Annotated in this window: 10 protein-coding genes; 9 read left to right on the forward strand and 1 reads right to left on the reverse strand. The window is 71.3% G+C overall.

All coding sequences use genetic code 11. From position 1 onward, the window contains the following. Positions 1-594 (forward strand): hypothetical protein, encoded by a 594-nt coding sequence (locus M1L60_RS06120; protein WP_253236290.1) that lies wholly within the window; start codon positions 1-3, stop codon positions 592-594. Positions 595-598: 4 nt separating this feature from the next. On the opposite strand, the gene M1L60_RS06125 is transcribed toward M1L60_RS06120, so the two are convergent. Beyond that, entirely contained in the window at positions 599-4,081 is a 3,483-nt protein-coding gene (locus M1L60_RS06125) for a PAS domain-containing hybrid sensor histidine kinase/response regulator (RefSeq protein WP_253236291.1), read from the reverse strand. A gap of 71 nt (positions 4,082-4,152) precedes the next feature. On the opposite strand from M1L60_RS06125, the gene M1L60_RS06130 reads away from it, so the two are divergent. The 8 genes from M1L60_RS06130 to M1L60_RS06165 all read left to right on the forward strand — a co-directional run bounded on the left by M1L60_RS06130 (position 4,153) and on the right by M1L60_RS06165 (position 14,375). Further along, positions 4,153-6,297: an ATP-binding response regulator gene (locus tag M1L60_RS06130; RefSeq protein ID WP_253236292.1), complete on the forward strand. Its 2,145-nt coding sequence runs from the start codon at positions 4,153-4,155 to the stop codon at positions 6,295-6,297. Positions 6,298-6,420: 123 nt separating this feature from the next. Beyond that, entirely contained in the window at positions 6,421-7,077 is a 657-nt protein-coding gene (locus M1L60_RS06135; RefSeq protein WP_253236293.1) for a nucleotidyltransferase domain-containing protein, read from the forward strand. 58 nt (positions 7,078-7,135) lie between these two features. Continuing rightward, positions 7,136-7,795, forward strand: a complete 660-nt coding sequence (locus M1L60_RS06140) for a hypothetical protein (protein WP_253236294.1) — start codon at positions 7,136-7,138, stop codon at positions 7,793-7,795. A 70-nt stretch (positions 7,796-7,865) separates the two neighbouring features. Continuing rightward, complete coding sequence (ctaD, locus tag M1L60_RS06145; protein WP_253236295.1) at positions 7,866-9,611, forward strand: aa3-type cytochrome oxidase subunit I; 1,746 nt, start codon at positions 7,866-7,868, stop codon at positions 9,609-9,611. Between the two features lie 67 nt (positions 9,612-9,678). Beyond that, entirely contained in the window at positions 9,679-10,467 is a 789-nt protein-coding gene (locus M1L60_RS06150; protein WP_253236296.1) for a CPBP family intramembrane glutamic endopeptidase, read from the forward strand. Positions 10,468-10,481: 14 nt separating this feature from the next. Further along, a complete protein-coding gene (locus M1L60_RS06155; RefSeq protein WP_253236297.1) occupies positions 10,482-11,294 on the forward strand; it encodes an ABC transporter ATP-binding protein in 813 nt (270 codons plus the stop codon). A gap of 13 nt (positions 11,295-11,307) precedes the next feature. Further along, on the forward strand, positions 11,308-12,291 hold the full coding sequence (locus tag M1L60_RS06160; RefSeq protein WP_253236298.1) for an ABC transporter substrate-binding protein: 984 nt from the start codon (positions 11,308-11,310) through the stop codon (positions 12,289-12,291). After that, the gene (locus tag M1L60_RS06165) at positions 12,288-14,375 is read left to right on the forward strand and encodes an iron ABC transporter permease (protein WP_253236299.1); all 2,088 of its coding nucleotides are present in this window, start codon (positions 12,288-12,290) and stop codon (positions 14,373-14,375) included. Before M1L60_RS06160 ends, M1L60_RS06165 begins: the two co-directional genes overlap by 4 nt. Positions 14,376-14,456 lie beyond the last annotated feature (81 nt).

Here is a 14,456-nt window from a genome sequence, read left to right on the forward strand (position 1 = left end):
ATGAGCAACTCCCGGGTGGCCCGGATCCACACGACTGACGATCCGCACACCGCCTTCCGGCTCACGCGACAGCTTTTGGCCTGGTCGGACCGGACCTGCAACTGTCCGCGGGACGTCGGCGCCTGGGTCTGGACCACCACGCACGAGCTCGGACGGTATCTCGACCTGGGTGACGGCGGGGTGATGATCGATCGGCCGGATGGTCCGCTGCCGGAGGTGGTGGCCCATCTGTTTCCGGAAGGCCGGTCCCGGCCTGTTCTCGACCTCACCCCCAGGCTGGCCGACACCCTCCGGCAGCTGCCGAACCTCACCGCCCAACTCTCCACGCCGGAGTTCCCGCTCGACGGCGGCCTGGACCGGAGGGCGCTGGCCGCGGCCGGCGACGACCCCGTGCGGATCAGCTGGACGGTCTGCTGGCCGATGGACCACAGCCGCGCCGGTTTCGAGCTCGGGCTCAACGGCGCTGACGTCTGGCTGGAGGAGAACCGGCCCGGCCACAGCGTCTTCGTGCACAGCTCCTGGGCCGAGATGCTGCCTGAGGTGGCCGCGGCGGTCGGCTGCCAGGTCCTGAGCGGGCCCGAGGTGGGCTGGTGAGGGATCAGCCCGGCTTTGTGCCGACGGGAGGGCGCAGAATGACGGCCACGGCCGTGCGGACGGCGTTGATCTCGGGGTGCAGGGCGGCCAAGGCCGTGACGGCGCCGTCGAGGTCGCCCAGGCGGGCCTGGTCCTCCAGGCGGCCGCAGGCGTCGGCGGCGGCGGTGGCGCCGATGTTGGCCATGATGCCTTTCAGTTGGTGGGCCTCATTACGCAGGGCGGTCGCGTCGTCCAGGGCCAGGGCCTGTTTGACCTTCTCGAGGTGGTCCGGGATGCGTTCGATCATCTTGCGGAGCAGGCCCTCGATGATCGGGGCGCTCTCGGCCGGGTCGGGGCCGCGCAGCTGGTCCAGGCGGGCCTCGATCCCGGCCTGGACGGCTGAGCTCGGCGACGGCTCGGGGACGGCCCACCGGGCCAGGGCGGCGGCCACTTCGTTCGGCACCAGGGGCTTGGCGATGTGCTCGTCCATGCCGGCCTCCAGGCAGCGGGCCCGGTCCTCGGCCAGGGCGCTCGCGGTCAGCGCGATCACCGGCACGTGGCGGCCGGCGCCCTCGCGGCGGCGGATCTCGGCCGTGGCCGCGTAACCGTCCATCTCGGGCATCAGGCAGTCCATGAAGACGAGCTGGTAGTCACGCTCGGCCACCATCGCCACCGCCTCGCGGCCGTTCACGGCCACGTCGGCGCTGTAGCCCAGGGTGGCCAGGATGCCCAGGGCCACCGTGCGGTTGATCTCGTTGTCCTCCACCAGCAGCACATGACCGCGGCCGGTCGCGGGCGCCGGAGGATTCTCGAGCGGTGCCTCGGCCACATCCAGCACCCCGACCAGGGCGTCGTACAGCTGGGACTGGCGCAGTGGTTTGGTGAACGCGGCGGAGACCGCTTGCGGGTCGGGCTCGGACGGCAGCGACGTCGGGTCGTTCGTGAGCAGGATCGTCTTGGGGACGGGCGTGCCCTCGGGCGCGGGAGTGCTCAGTCCGGCCGTACGCACGTCCTGGATCACCAGGTCGATCGGGCGCCCGGTGGCGGCCGCGTCGCGCAGGATCTCGTACGCCGCCTCGCTGCTCTCGACCCCGGTCGCCTGCATCGACCAGGCCGCCAACTGGTCGGCCAGCACGGCCCGGTCGGTCTCGTCCTCGTCGACGATGACGACCCGCAGCCCGTCCAGGGCGTGGCTGGACGCGATGTCGACGCCGGCCCGGGCCGCCCGCAGCGTCGCCGTGAACCAGAACGTGCTGCCCAGACCCGGCTCGCTGTGCACGCCGATGTGACCGCCCATCAGCTCGACCAGGTCGCGCGAGATGGCCAGCCCGAGCCCGGTGCCGCCGAAGCGCCGGGTCGTGCCCGCGTCGGCCTGGGTGAACGGCTCGAACAGTTTCTCCTGCTCGTGGTGGTCGATCCCGATGCCGGTGTCGCGCACCTCGAACCGCACCGGGATGCCGTCGGGCCCGGCCGGCTGGCCCGCGTCCGGCGTGATCGTGATGGCGACCTTCCCGTACGCGGTGAACTTGACGGCGTTACCGGCCAGGTTGAGCAGCACCTGGCGCAGTTTGGCCGCGTCCCCGCTGACCGTCGCGGGCAGACGCGGGTCGCACTCACCGGTGATCGAGACCGTGTGGGCCGTGCCGGGCGGCGCGACCAGCGACACCACGTCGTCGAGGAGACGGCGCAGTTGGAAGTTGGTGTCCTCGAGCAGCACCTTGCCCGCTTCCAGCTTCGAGAAGTCGAGCACGTCGTTGATGACCGACAGCAGCGCCGACCCGGCCGTGCTGATGCCCTCGGCGTACCGGCGCTGCTGCCCGTCCAGGGCCGAGCCGAGCAGCAGGCTGGTCAGGCCGATGACCCCGTTCATGGGCGTACGGATCTCGTGGCTCATCGAGGCCAGGAACTGCGACTTGAGCCGGGCCGTCTCGATCGCCTGGTCGCGGGCCTGGGCCAGGGCCAGCTCGGTCTCGCGGCGGGCGCTGATGTCGCGGGCGAAGGCGTGCAGTTGCGAGGCGCCGTCGTGCCGGATGCGCCACATGGTCAGCTCGATCGGCAGTTCCCGGCCGTCGTGGTGCCGCGCGGCCATCTCGGTCGAGCGGTCGAGCAGCCAATCCCAGCGTCCGTCGAGGAATCGCCGCAGGGCCGATCGGTAGCGGCCCGGCAGCACGGTGTCGGCTACGTCGCGTCCGATGATCTCGTCCCGGGGCCAGCCGAAGACCTGCTCGGCCTGCCGGTTCCACTCCTTGATGATCCCGTCGCCGTCCATCGAGAAGAACGGGTCGGCCGCTGCCGACATGATCATCTCGAGCTGTTCGCGCTCGATCCGCAGCCGGTTCTCGGCCCGCACGCGGGCGGTGATGTCGTGGGCCACGGTGGACGCCCCGATGATCCGGTCCTCGTCGTCGCGCATCGGGGCCATGCTCAGCGTCACATCGATGATCCGGCCGTCCTTGCGCATCCGCTGAGTCTCGTGCTGGGGCAGCGTCTCGCCCCGGTTGACCCGGCCCAGCAGGTGTTTCTCCTCGTCGAGCCGGTCCGGCGGGAGCAGCCGGGTCACGTCGTGCCCGATCATCTCGGCCGCCGTGTACCCGTAGAGGCGTTCGGCGCCCGAGTTCCAGGTCTGGATCGTGCCGTCCAGGGCCTTGCTGACGATCGCGTCGTTGGAGGACTCGACGATCGCGGCCAGTCGGGCGTTCGTGTGGCCCTGCATCCGGCGCGCGGTGACGTCCTGGATCGCGGCCAGCACCATCGTCTTGCCCTCGGCCTGCACGGGGGAGAGGCTGACGTCGACCGGGAACTCGGTGCCGTCCTTGCGCTGCGCGGTCAGCAGCATGCCCTCGCCCATCGGCCGGGCCGACGGGGTGGCGAAGTAGCGGTTGCGGTGCTGCACGTGGATCTTGCGGCTGGCCCCGGGCACGAGCGTCTCGATGGCCGCGCCCACCATCTCGTCGCGGCGGTAGCGGAACAGGTCGGTCGCGCGGCTGTTGGCGTGCACGATCGTGCCGTCGCTGCTGACACAGACCATCGCCTCGGGCGACGCGTCGAGCAGGCTGCGGAACTTGCCCTCGGCCAGGCGCAGCTGGGTCACGTCGACGCCGGCGCCGAAGATTGCGTACGGGCGGCCGCGCCCGTCGCGCAGCGCGTGCAGGGTGGTCACGAACCAACGGCCGTCCAGTTCCTCCTCGTACGCGACCGGGCCGTTGCCGATGAGCACGTCGGTGTCGTGCCGGTGGATCTCGGCCATCCGGTCGGGGGAGTGCACCTCGTGGTCGAAGCGCCCGGCCGCGCCGGTGATGCCGTGCAGCCGCTCGTAGGCCGGGCTGACCGTGCGGTAACGCCCGTCGAGCGTCTTGACGAAGGCCGGGGCGGCCGTCTCCTCGAGGATCGCGGCCAGGTGGATGTACGGCTCGAGGCGCCGGCGTTCGTGGCGGCGGGCCAGGCCGCGCCACGCCCAGGCCAGGCCACCGGCGGCGACCGCGGCGGCGGCGACGTGTCGGCTGCTCACGGTGAATAACCGTACAAGGGATCTTTCCTGCTTTAGTCTTATAACGGACATGAGCAGATGAGGAGCCGCCGGTGGCGACGGTGATGGTCGTCGACGATGTCGCCGCGAACCGGGACATCGTCCGTTTGCTGCTGGGGTATCGCGGCCACGAGGTCATCGAGGCCCACGACGGCGCCGACGCGCTGCGCCTGGCCCACGAGCACCATCCCGACGTGGTCGTCTCCGACGTGCTGATGCCCGGGATCGATGGGCTCGAGCTCGTGCACCGGCTGCGCACCGACGACGACGAGCTGGCGGCCCAGGCTCCGGTGATCTTCTACACGGCCAACTACCTCGAACCTGAGACCCGGCCCATCGCCGAGGCGTGCGGGGTCAGCCAGGTCGTGCTGCGCTCGCAGGACCCGCACGAGCTGCTCGACGCGGTCGACGCGGCGCTCGCGAGCGGGCCGGTCTCGATCGACGTCGTTCCCTCGGACGACTTCGCGCAGGCCCACGTGCAGGCCGTGAACGCGAAGCTGATCGAGAAGGTGCGCGCGCTGCACCACACCGAGCGGCGCTTCGAGGCGATGGCGGTGGCCTCCCCGGTCGGGATCGCGCTCATCGACGCCGACGGCGAGGCCGACTACATCAACCCGCGGCTGGCCGAGATCATGCGGACGCCGATCTCGGGGTTGCTCGGCCGGGGCTGGCTGGCCTGCCTGGACGCGCCGGCCCGGCGCGACGCCCTCGATCTGTTGCGCGGCAACGCGGCCGAGCGGCGGTTCACGAACCGGATCGAATATCCGGATGGCGCCGTCCGGCACCTGCGCGTGCAACTGCGGCACATCCAGGACGACGACGCCGAGCTGGCCGGCGGCGTGCTCATGGTCGACGACGTCTCCGACGTGATCACGGCCGAGGAGGGGCTGCGTGACGAGATCCAGCGCCGCCAGGCCGACGCCCGTCGCCGCGACGCCGAACGGCTCGACAGCCTGCGCCGGATGGCCGGCGGGGCGGCGCACGACTTCAACAACATCCTGGGCGCGATCCTCGGCTACACCTCGCTCGCCATCGAGACGGTCACCGAAACCGCTTTACCGGATGGGACATCCGCTTCGTTGCTGGCCGACCTCGACCAGGTGATCAAGGGCGGGGAGCGGGCCAAGGCGCTGACCCAGCAACTGCTCGCGTTCGGCCGGCGCGAGATCACCCAGCCCGCGACGTTCGACATCAACGGGCTGCTGCAAGAGATGATCGGCGCCCTGCGCGACTCCTCGGGCGAGGCCTCGGTGGTGCTGCAGCTGCGGCCCGGCCCGGCCGAGGTGCGGGCCGATCCCCGCCAGATCAGCCAGGTGCTGGTCAACCTGGTCGCCAACGCGGCCGACGCGATGCCCGGGGGCGGCGCGATCACCATCGCGACCGCGGGCGGCGACGAGCGCGACACGACGGTGACGGTCACCGACACCGGGCGCGGGATGCCGGCCGACGTGCTGGACCGGGCGTTCGAGCCGTTCTTCACCACCAAGCGCTCGACCGGGACGGCCGGGCTCGGGCTGTCGACCGCCCACGGCATCGTCAGCCAGGCCGGCGGCCAGCTGACGCTGGCCTCGACCCCGGGCGCGGGCACGACAGCGACGATCCGGCTTCCCTGCGTACGCGACGGGGCTGCCCCCGGCACGCCGGTACCGGGTGCTACGCGCTCACCGGATGCTTCGCCGCCATCTGGTGCCGCCTCGTCACCTGGCGTGGCGCCGTCATCCGGTGCCGGTCTGTCACTGAGTGCCGAACCGTCACCGGATGGCTTGCCGACGGTGTCGCCGGACGGCTCGCTGACCGGATCGCCGGGCGGCTCGGGCGGCTCGGGGGGCGAGACGCTGTTGCTTGTCGACGACGAGGCGGATCTGCGTGAGGTCACGGCCCGCTTCCTGGGCGGGGCCGGCTACCGGGTGCTGTCGGCAGCGGACGCGGCCGAGGCGCTCAACCTGCTCGCCCGGCACAACGACCCGATCGCCGCGATGATCACCGACGTCGTGATGCCCGGCATGAACGGCCGTCAGCTGGCCCGCGTGGCCAAGCAGCGCCGCCCCGACCTGCGGGTGGTCTTCGTGTCCGGCTTCGCCGAGGCGCTGATCGACGAGGCCGGCAACAACCTCGAACCCGACTCCCTCATCGTGGCCAAGCCCTACACCCGCGACCAGCTGCTGGCCGCCGTCCAGTCGGTGCTCCGCCAGACCTGATCTCCGCGCGGCCGCGTCCGGGCTACTGCCGAGGTAGTCGCGCCTCGGCGCGGGCCGCTTCGATGACGGCCCAGCAGCGTTCCTCGTCCACCGCGGCATCCAACCACAGGGCAGGATCATGGGATGGACCCGTTGACCGATGCCCGCGATCTGGTGCTGGAGCGCTTCCCGGACGCGAGGTGGGCGCTTCTCACCGGCAGTGTGCTGGGGCCGGCCCGGACGGCCGGGTCCGACCTGGACATCGTCGTGCTGCGGGACGAGGAACCGAACTTTCGCGAGAGCCTGCACTATCGCGGGTGGCCGGTCGAGCTGTTCGTCAACACCCCGGCGACGCTGGCGACGTTCCTGGCCCGGGAGTTGGCCGCGCGCAAACCGAGCACCCACCGCATGCTCGCCACCGGCGTTGCGCTGGTGGGTGACCCGAGTGACGTGACCGCGCGGTGTGCGCAGGTTCTGGCCGACGGGCCGCCCGTGCTCACCCCGGCTGAGCGGGACCGGCTGCGGTACGGGCTGACCGATCTGCTCGACGACCATCGCCACGCCACCGACGACGGGGAGCGCGTCGTGATCGCGGCCGCGCTGTGGGTCGAGACCGGCCGGGCCGCGCTGGCCTTCGCGGGGCGCTGGCTCAGCGGCGGCAAGTGGCTGCTGCGGGAACTGCGTGAGCTCGACCCCGCGTGGGCCGGCCGCTGGCTGTCCGCCCGCGATGACCCGTCCACCCTGGCCACCGAGGTGCTGGACCGGGTAGGCGGTCCGCTCTTCGCCGGATATCGGGCATGAAATGTGAGAACGGACCCCAAGTCTCAACTCCGTGAGCCGGGAGCCGATGTGAACGGCTGTGCTGAAGCTCAGGACCGCCCTCGTCTCCGCTGCCCTGCTGGCCGGCAGTGTCGTCCTGCCGGGGCCGGCCGCTGTGGCTGCCGTCAAGCCGTCGCTCGCGGTCACTGTCAAACCCGCTTCGGCGTACGGGAAGAGCTTGACCGTGACCGTCCGGGCGGCCCACCGGCCGCGCGCCAAGGTGACGATCCGCGTCGTGGCCGGCGGCACGACCGTGGCCAAGACCGTGACCACCAACGCCGCGGGCGTGGCCACCTGGGCCGTCGCCGCGCGGGGCACCGGCACGGTGACGGCCGCGGCCGGCGCCGCCAAGGCCTCGGCCCGCTTCACCACCGCCGGGGCCGCTACCGTCCGGCTCACCGGTTACACCCGGATCAGCAACGGGATCGCGCACTACCGGTCGTTGGCCGCGGTGCATGCGAGCATGCAGATCCTGCCCAAGCGCACGGGGAAGGTCACCGTCAGCCTGCAGCACCGCAGCGGCAACGAGTGGATCACCGATCAGAGCGCGACGTTCGCGACCTTCACCACCGGCGGCGCCTGGGTCGGGCTGGCCCAGGGCAACCGCGGCATGACCTACCGGTACGTGGTCTCCGCGGCCGGTGACGCGGCGGCCGCGACGTCGCCCCGGGTGAGCTCGGCGTCCTTCGTGGTCGATTGACGGTCGTACGGGATGTGGTCTTGAAAATCTCGGCGTAGCGTCAGGCCTCGGCCCGCCCGAGGAGGTCACCATGACCGCGCTCGAACCGAAGCCTGTCGTCACCCGGCCCTACCCGGTGCGGCCGCAGGTGCGCGGCACCTTCCTGGCCCGCACCATCCGCACCACCGACGCCAAACAGATCGGCCTGATGTACCTGGCCACCTCGTTCGTCTTCTTCATGGTCGGCGGGCTGATGGCGTTGCTGATGCGGGCCGAGCTGGCCCGGCCCGGCATGCAGTTCCTGTCGCCCGAGCAGTACAACCAGCTGTTCACGCTGCACGGCACGATCATGCTGCTGCTGTTCGCGACGCCGATCGTGTTCGCCTTCGCCAACTTCGTGGTGCCGCTGCAGATCGGCGCGCCCGACGTGGCCTTCCCGCGGCTGAACGCGTTCGCGTACTGGCTCTATCTGTTCGGCGGCACGCTGGTCGTCACCGGTTTCCTGGTGCCCGGCGGCGCGGCCGACTTCGGGTGGACGGCCTACACGCCGCTGAGCGACGGCATCCATTCGCCGGGCGTCGGCGGCAACATGTGGGTGGTCGGGCTGGCCATCAGCGGGCTCGGCACGATCCTGGGCGCGGTCAACATGATCACCACGATCCTGACCCTGCGCGCGCCCGGCATGACCATGTTCCGGATGCCCATCTTCACCTGGAACATCCTGGTCACCAGCCTGCTGGTCATCCTGGTCTTCCCGTTCCTGGCGGCCGCGCTGCTGGTGCTGGCGGCCGACCGGGTGCTCGGGGCGCAGGTGTTCGCGCCCGAGACCGGCGGGCCGATGCTGTGGCAGCACCTGTTCTGGTTCTTCGGCCATCCCGAGGTCTACGTGGTGGCGCTGCCCTTCTTCGGCATCATCACCGAGGTCATCCCGGTCTTCAGTCGCAAACCGGTCTTCGGTTACAAGGGACTCGTGTCGGCCACCCTGCTCATCGCCGCCCTGTCGATGAGTGTGTGGGCGCATCACATGTTCGCCACCGGCCAGGTGCTGCTGCCGTTCTTCAGTTTGCTGAGCTATCTGATCGCCGTGCCGACGGGAATGAAGTTCTTCGTCTGGATCGGCACGATGTGGCGCGGGCAGATCAGCCTCGAGACGCCGATGTTGTTCGCGGTCGGCTTCCTGGTCACGTTCCTGCTCGGCGGGCTCACGGGCGTGTTGCTGGCGTCGCCGCCGATCGACTTCCATGTGCACGACAGCTATTTCGTGGTGGCCCACTTCCATTACGTGCTTTTCGGCACCATCGTGTTCGCGGTCTTCGCCGGCATCTATTTCTGGTTCCCCAAGATGTTCGGGCGCATGCTCGACGACCGGCTCGGCAAGGTGCATTTCTGGCTGACGTTCCTGGGCTTCCACGCCACTTTCCTGGTGCAGCACTGGCTGGGGGCCGAGGGCATGCCGCGTCGCTACGCCGACTATCTCGAGTCGGACGGGTTCACGTTCCTCAACACGTTCTCGACGCTGGGCTCCTTCGTGCTGGGTGCGTCCACGCTGCCGTTCATCTACAACGTGTGGAAGTCGTACCGGATCGGTCAGGTGGTGACGGTGGACGATCCCTGGGGGCACGGGAACTCGCTGGAGTGGGCGACCTCGTCGCCGCCGCCGCTGCGCAACTTCGACCGGATGCCGCGGATCCGGTCGGAGCGACCGGCCTTCGACGCCAAGTTCCCGCAGCTGGCGGCCGGGGCGCAGTCGGAGCAGGGGCCGCCCGAGGGCGGTGCCCGGCCGCTCACGGAGGAATCGACCGGGGGAGCGACGTATCAAGAGGACCGGACCGACTGACTTTCGGCCGCGGGCGTCGACTTAAGTCGGCAGCGCCGGGTGGAGGGCGAGTCACACACTCGTACGCATGGGGCGACCACACGTAGCGGTGCGGATCGGGATTGTTCTCGCGGCGGCCACGGCCATCTGGCTGATCATCCGGTGGGTGGGGGAGGCGATTTTCGGGCCGGCCGATTATGACCGGGAACGGCATGTGTTCGCGGCGGTGGCGACGACCGGGCTGGTGCTGCCGATGGTTGTCGTGGCGTGGCGCTGCCTTGACCGGGTGCCCTGGCGTCGGCTTCGGCGGGCCTCGCCGCGTACGATGTTGCGGCTCTTGGCCGCGGGAATGGCCGGCTATCTGATTCCCGCGGCGATCGCGGTCACGGTGTTCGTGGTGGCGGGGTGGCTGACGATCGACGTCAACGGCTCGATTGTCGGCTCGGTGCTGGCCCTGCTCGTTCTCGTGCTTCTTTACGAGGCGCTGCCGGAGGAATTCATTTTCCGCGGTTATGTCTTTCGCAATCTGTCGGGCCGGATGCCGACATGGGCCGTCGTGCTCGTTCAGGCGGCGCTGTTCGCGCTGTTCGGGGTGGCGGTCGGCGCGGCCGGCAGCGTCGAGCGGATCGTCCTCTTCTTCGGGTTCGCGATCGTCCAGGGCTGGCTGCGCGCCGTCACCGACACGCTGTGGGTGCCGATCGGGTTCCACCTGGCCTTCCAGACCTGCGAGCAGCTGGTGGGGTCGCACTGGGACCACTTCGTCGTGAACGATCTGGCGCTGCTGCAGAACATCGTGCTCGGGCTGATCCCGCTGGCCCTCGGCGTGCTCACGGTGCAGACGCTCGGGAGGTGGGCGCGGCGACCCGCTGAGGCTTAGGTTAGCCTCACCTCATGACTGGGGATGCGGCGCTCGCCGGGAGCGACCTGACGCTGGCCTACGACGGCCGCACCGTCGTGCACGGCGCCGGCCTGACGCTGCGCGCGGGCGAGGTGGTGGCGCTGGTCGGGCCGAACGGCTCGGGCAAGTCGACGCTGCTGCGCTCGCTGGCCCGCCTGCACGCCCCGCAGTCGGGCACGGTCACCCTGGACGACGCGGGCGACGCCTTCGCCCTGCGGCCGAAGGACTTCGCCCGCCGGGTAACCCTGCTCACCCAGTCCCGGCCCACCCCGGGTGGCGTACGGGTCCGCGACGTCGTCGCCTACGGCCGTCACCCCTACCGCGGCCGCTTCGGCGCCGGCGACGCCGAGGGCCACCTCCACGTGGACAAAGCGATGCGGCTGACCGGGGTCGACGAGATGGCCGAGCGCGCCGTCGACGAGCTGTCCGGCGGCGAGCTGCAGCGCGTCTGGCTGGCCACGTGCCTGGCCCAGGACACCGGCGTGGTGCTGCTCGACGAGCCCACCACCTTCCTCGACCTGCGCTACCAGGTCGAGATCCTCGACATCGTGCGCGAGCTGGCCGACGACCACCAGGTCGCGGTGGGCGTCGTGCTGCACGACCTCGACCAGGCGGCCGCGGTGGCCGACCAGGTCGTCCTCATGCACACCGGCGTCGTGCGGGCGACCGGCACGCCGGCCGACGTGCTCACGGCCGAGCTGCTCAGCGAGGTCTACGGACTGCGCATCGAGGTGTCCGTCGGCGACGACGGCCACCTGCACACGCGCCCGATCGGCCGGCACACCAGCCGGTCCGTAACCACCTGAAAGGGAATTTTTGATGGCGTTCACCCGCCGAGCATTTGTTGCCACCGTGGCCGTTCTGGCCCTGGCCGCCTGCGGCACCACCGAGGAGCCGGCCGACAAGTCCGGCCCCTCCTCCGCCCCCGCCGCCGGTCCGGTCGACCTCACCGACGAGCGTGGCCCGCTGCACCTCGACGCGCCGGCCAAGAACGTCGTCTCGCTCGAGTGGGGTCTCACCGAGAACCTGGTCGCGCTGGGCATCAAGCCGGTCGGCCAGGCCGACGTCAAGGGCTACAACGCCTGGGACAAGAGCGCCCCGATCGACGCCGGCACCCCCGACGTCGGCACCCGCGGCGAGCCCAGCCTGGACGCCATCGCCGCGCTCAAACCCGACCTGGTGGTGACCGTCAGCGACCTGCCGGCCAACGTCATCGAGCAGATCGCCAAGACCAGCAAGGTGCTCACGCTGCGCGGCTCGGACGGCAGCGACCCGATCGGCTACATGCGCAAGACGGTGACCACGCTGGCGCAGGCCACCGGCACCCAGGCCCAGGGCGAGAAGCTGCTGGCCGACTTCGACGCCAAGATCGCCTCGGGCAAGGAGACGCTGGCGGCGGCGGGCAAGACCGGCGCCCCTTTCGTCATGACCGACGGCTGGGTCGAGTCGGGCAACGTCTCGCTGCGCATGTACACGCCGAACTCGTTCTTCGGCGGCATCGCCAAGGAGCTCGGCCTGGAGAACCAGTGGACCACCGGCGGTGACAAGGACTACGGCCTCGCGCAGACCGACGTCGAGGGCCTGACCAAGATCTCCAACGCCGACACCACGTTCATCTACGTGGCCAACGACGCCGACGGTGGCGACTTCACCGACGCCCTCAAGGACAACGCGGTGTGGAAGCAGCGCCCGTTCGTCACCGGCGGCAAGGTCAAGCGCATCCCGGACGGCATCTGGATGTTCGGCGGCCCGGCCTCGGCCAACGCCTTCGTCGACGCGCTCACCACCGCTCTGTCGAAGTGACCACCACCCTCGCCCCGTCCGAGGTCAAGACCTCCAGGACGTACGGGGTCGCAGCGGTCTTCGCCGCTGCGGTCGTCCTGTTGCTCGTGCTGTCGGCGGTGCACCTCATGCAGGGCACCGCCGCGGTCGGCGTGTCCGAGCTGCTGCGGGCGATCCTGCCCGGCTCCGAATCGGACGACGCCCGGTCGCAGGCGGTGGCCGTGCTCGTGGCCAGCCGCCTGCCCCGTCTGTTCGCCGCCCTGCTCGTCGGCGTGGCCGTCGGCATCTCGGGCGCGGTGCTGCAGTCGGTGGCCCGCAACCCGCTGGCCTCGCCCGACACCCTGGCCGTCAACGCCGGGGCGTACGTGTCGGTGGTCGCCGTCGCCGCGTTCGGCGTCTCGCTGCCGTTCTTCGTCGGCGGCGCCGTCGCCTTCATCGGCGGCCTGCTCGCGTCGGGCGTGGTGCTGCTCGTCTCGCGGGGCGGCGCGGCCGGCCCGACCCGGCTCGTGCTGGCCGGCTCGGCCGTCGCGCTGGCCCTGAACGCGCTGACCACAGTGCTGCTGATGCTGTTCCAGCAGAACACCATCGGCCTGTTCGCGTGGGGGAGCGGCACCACCGTCCAGTCCGGCTCGCAGAACGTGACCATGGCCGCCCCCATCGTGCTCGTGGGCGTGCTGTTCACCCTGCTGCTGGCCCACCGGCTCGACGTGCTCGGTCTCGGCGACGACTCGGCCCGCGTGCTGGGCGTGGACGTCCGCCGCACCCGGGTGTTGTCGATCGGCTGCGCGGTGCTGCTGGCCGCGACCGGCGTGATCGTGGCCGGCCCGATCGGCTTCGTCGGCCTGTGCGCGCCGGTCATCGCCCGCCTGGTCGGCCGGCGCGTGCCCGGCCTCGGCGCCCACCTGCTGCTGCTCCCGTTCGCGGGCCTGGCCGGGGCGCTGGTCGTGGTCACAGCCGACGTGCTGCTGCGGTTGGCGATCCCGGCGTCGCTGGCCATCTCGGTGCCGACCGGCGTCGTCACCACCCTGGCCGGCGCGGTTCTGCTCGTCGGGCTGGCCCGCCGCCTGCGCGACGGCGGACCGGCGGCGGCTCCGGCCCGGGGGGCCAACGGCTCCGTGCGTACGCGGGCCCGGGTCACCACGGTCGGCGTCGCGCTCGGGGTGGCGCTGGTCGCCGCGTTCGTCACCGCGCTGCTGCTCGGCGACCGCCTCATCCTGCTCGGCGACGTCATGAACTGGCTCAACGGCGCGGCCGGGCGGCAGGTCAGCTTCGTGCTCGACCAGCGCTGGCCCCGCGTGCTGGCCGCGCTGCTGGGCGGGGCCGCCCTGGCCCTGGCCGGCACGATCGTCCAGGCCGTGGCCCGCAACCCCCTGGCCGAACCCAGCCTGCTCGGCGTGACCCCCGGCGCCTCGGTCGGCGCGGTGCTGGTCGTGCTGCTGTTCCCCGGCCTCGGCGGCTGGCCGATCATGGGCGCGGCCACGGTGTTCGCGCTGGCCACGTTCGCCCTGGTCTACCGTCTGGCCGCGGGCCGGGGCCTGTCGTCCGACCGCATCGTCCTGGTCGGCGTGGGCGTGAGCGCGGCCGCCACCGCGGTGACGACGCTGATCGTGGTCGTCGTCTCCCCGTGGAACGTGGGCGTGGCCCTGACCTGGCTGGCCGGTTCCACGTACGGCCGGACCCTGGGCCAGGTCGTGCCGGTGCTGGTCATGCTGGCCGTGGCGCTGCCGCTGACCCTGCTCGGCGCGCGCACGCTCGACCTGGTCGCCCTGGACGAGGACGTGCCCCGCCTGCTCGGCGTCCCGATGAACCGTGCCCGCCTGCTCTTCCTGGCCCTGGCCGCGGTGCTGACGGCCGCGGCCGCGACGGCGGTGGGCGCGCTGGCCTTCGTCGGCCTGGTCGCCCCGCACGCGGCCCGCGCCCTGGTCGGCGCCACCCACGCCCGGATGGTGCCGGTCGCGGTCGGCCTGGGCGCCCTGCTGGTCGGCGTGGCCGACACCGTCGGGCGTACGGTCATCGCCCCCAACCAGCTGGCGGCGGGCCTGGTGACGGCGCTGATCGGCGCCCCCTACTTCGTCTGGCTCCTCTGGCGCAGCCGCGCCGCCTGACCCGGACGTCACTCCCGGGGGTGGGACGCGCTTGCCCTTTCTCCTATCGAAATGATAGGCATCATGGGCGCGGTAAAGAAT

This window comes from Paractinoplanes aksuensis (genome assembly GCF_024137025.1).
In the GTDB taxonomy this organism is placed as follows: domain Bacteria; phylum Actinomycetota; class Actinomycetes; order Mycobacteriales; family Micromonosporaceae; genus Actinoplanes; species Actinoplanes aksuensis.

Coding starts and splice junctions, on each gene's coding strand:
- M1L60_RS06120 (WP_253236290.1), top strand. CDS start 1: ATGAGCAACTCCCGGGTGGCCCGGATCCACACGACTGACGATCCGCAC.
- M1L60_RS06135 (WP_253236293.1), top strand. CDS start 6,421: ATGGACCCGTTGACCGATGCCCGCGATCTGGTGCTGGAGCGCTTCCCG.
- ctaD (WP_253236295.1), top strand. CDS start 7,866: ATGACCGCGCTCGAACCGAAGCCTGTCGTCACCCGGCCCTACCCGGTG.
- M1L60_RS06150 (WP_253236296.1), top strand. CDS start 9,679: ATGGGGCGACCACACGTAGCGGTGCGGATCGGGATTGTTCTCGCGGCG.
- M1L60_RS06155 (WP_253236297.1), top strand. CDS start 10,482: ATGACTGGGGATGCGGCGCTCGCCGGGAGCGACCTGACGCTGGCCTAC.
- M1L60_RS06160 (WP_253236298.1), top strand. CDS start 11,308: ATGGCGTTCACCCGCCGAGCATTTGTTGCCACCGTGGCCGTTCTGGCC.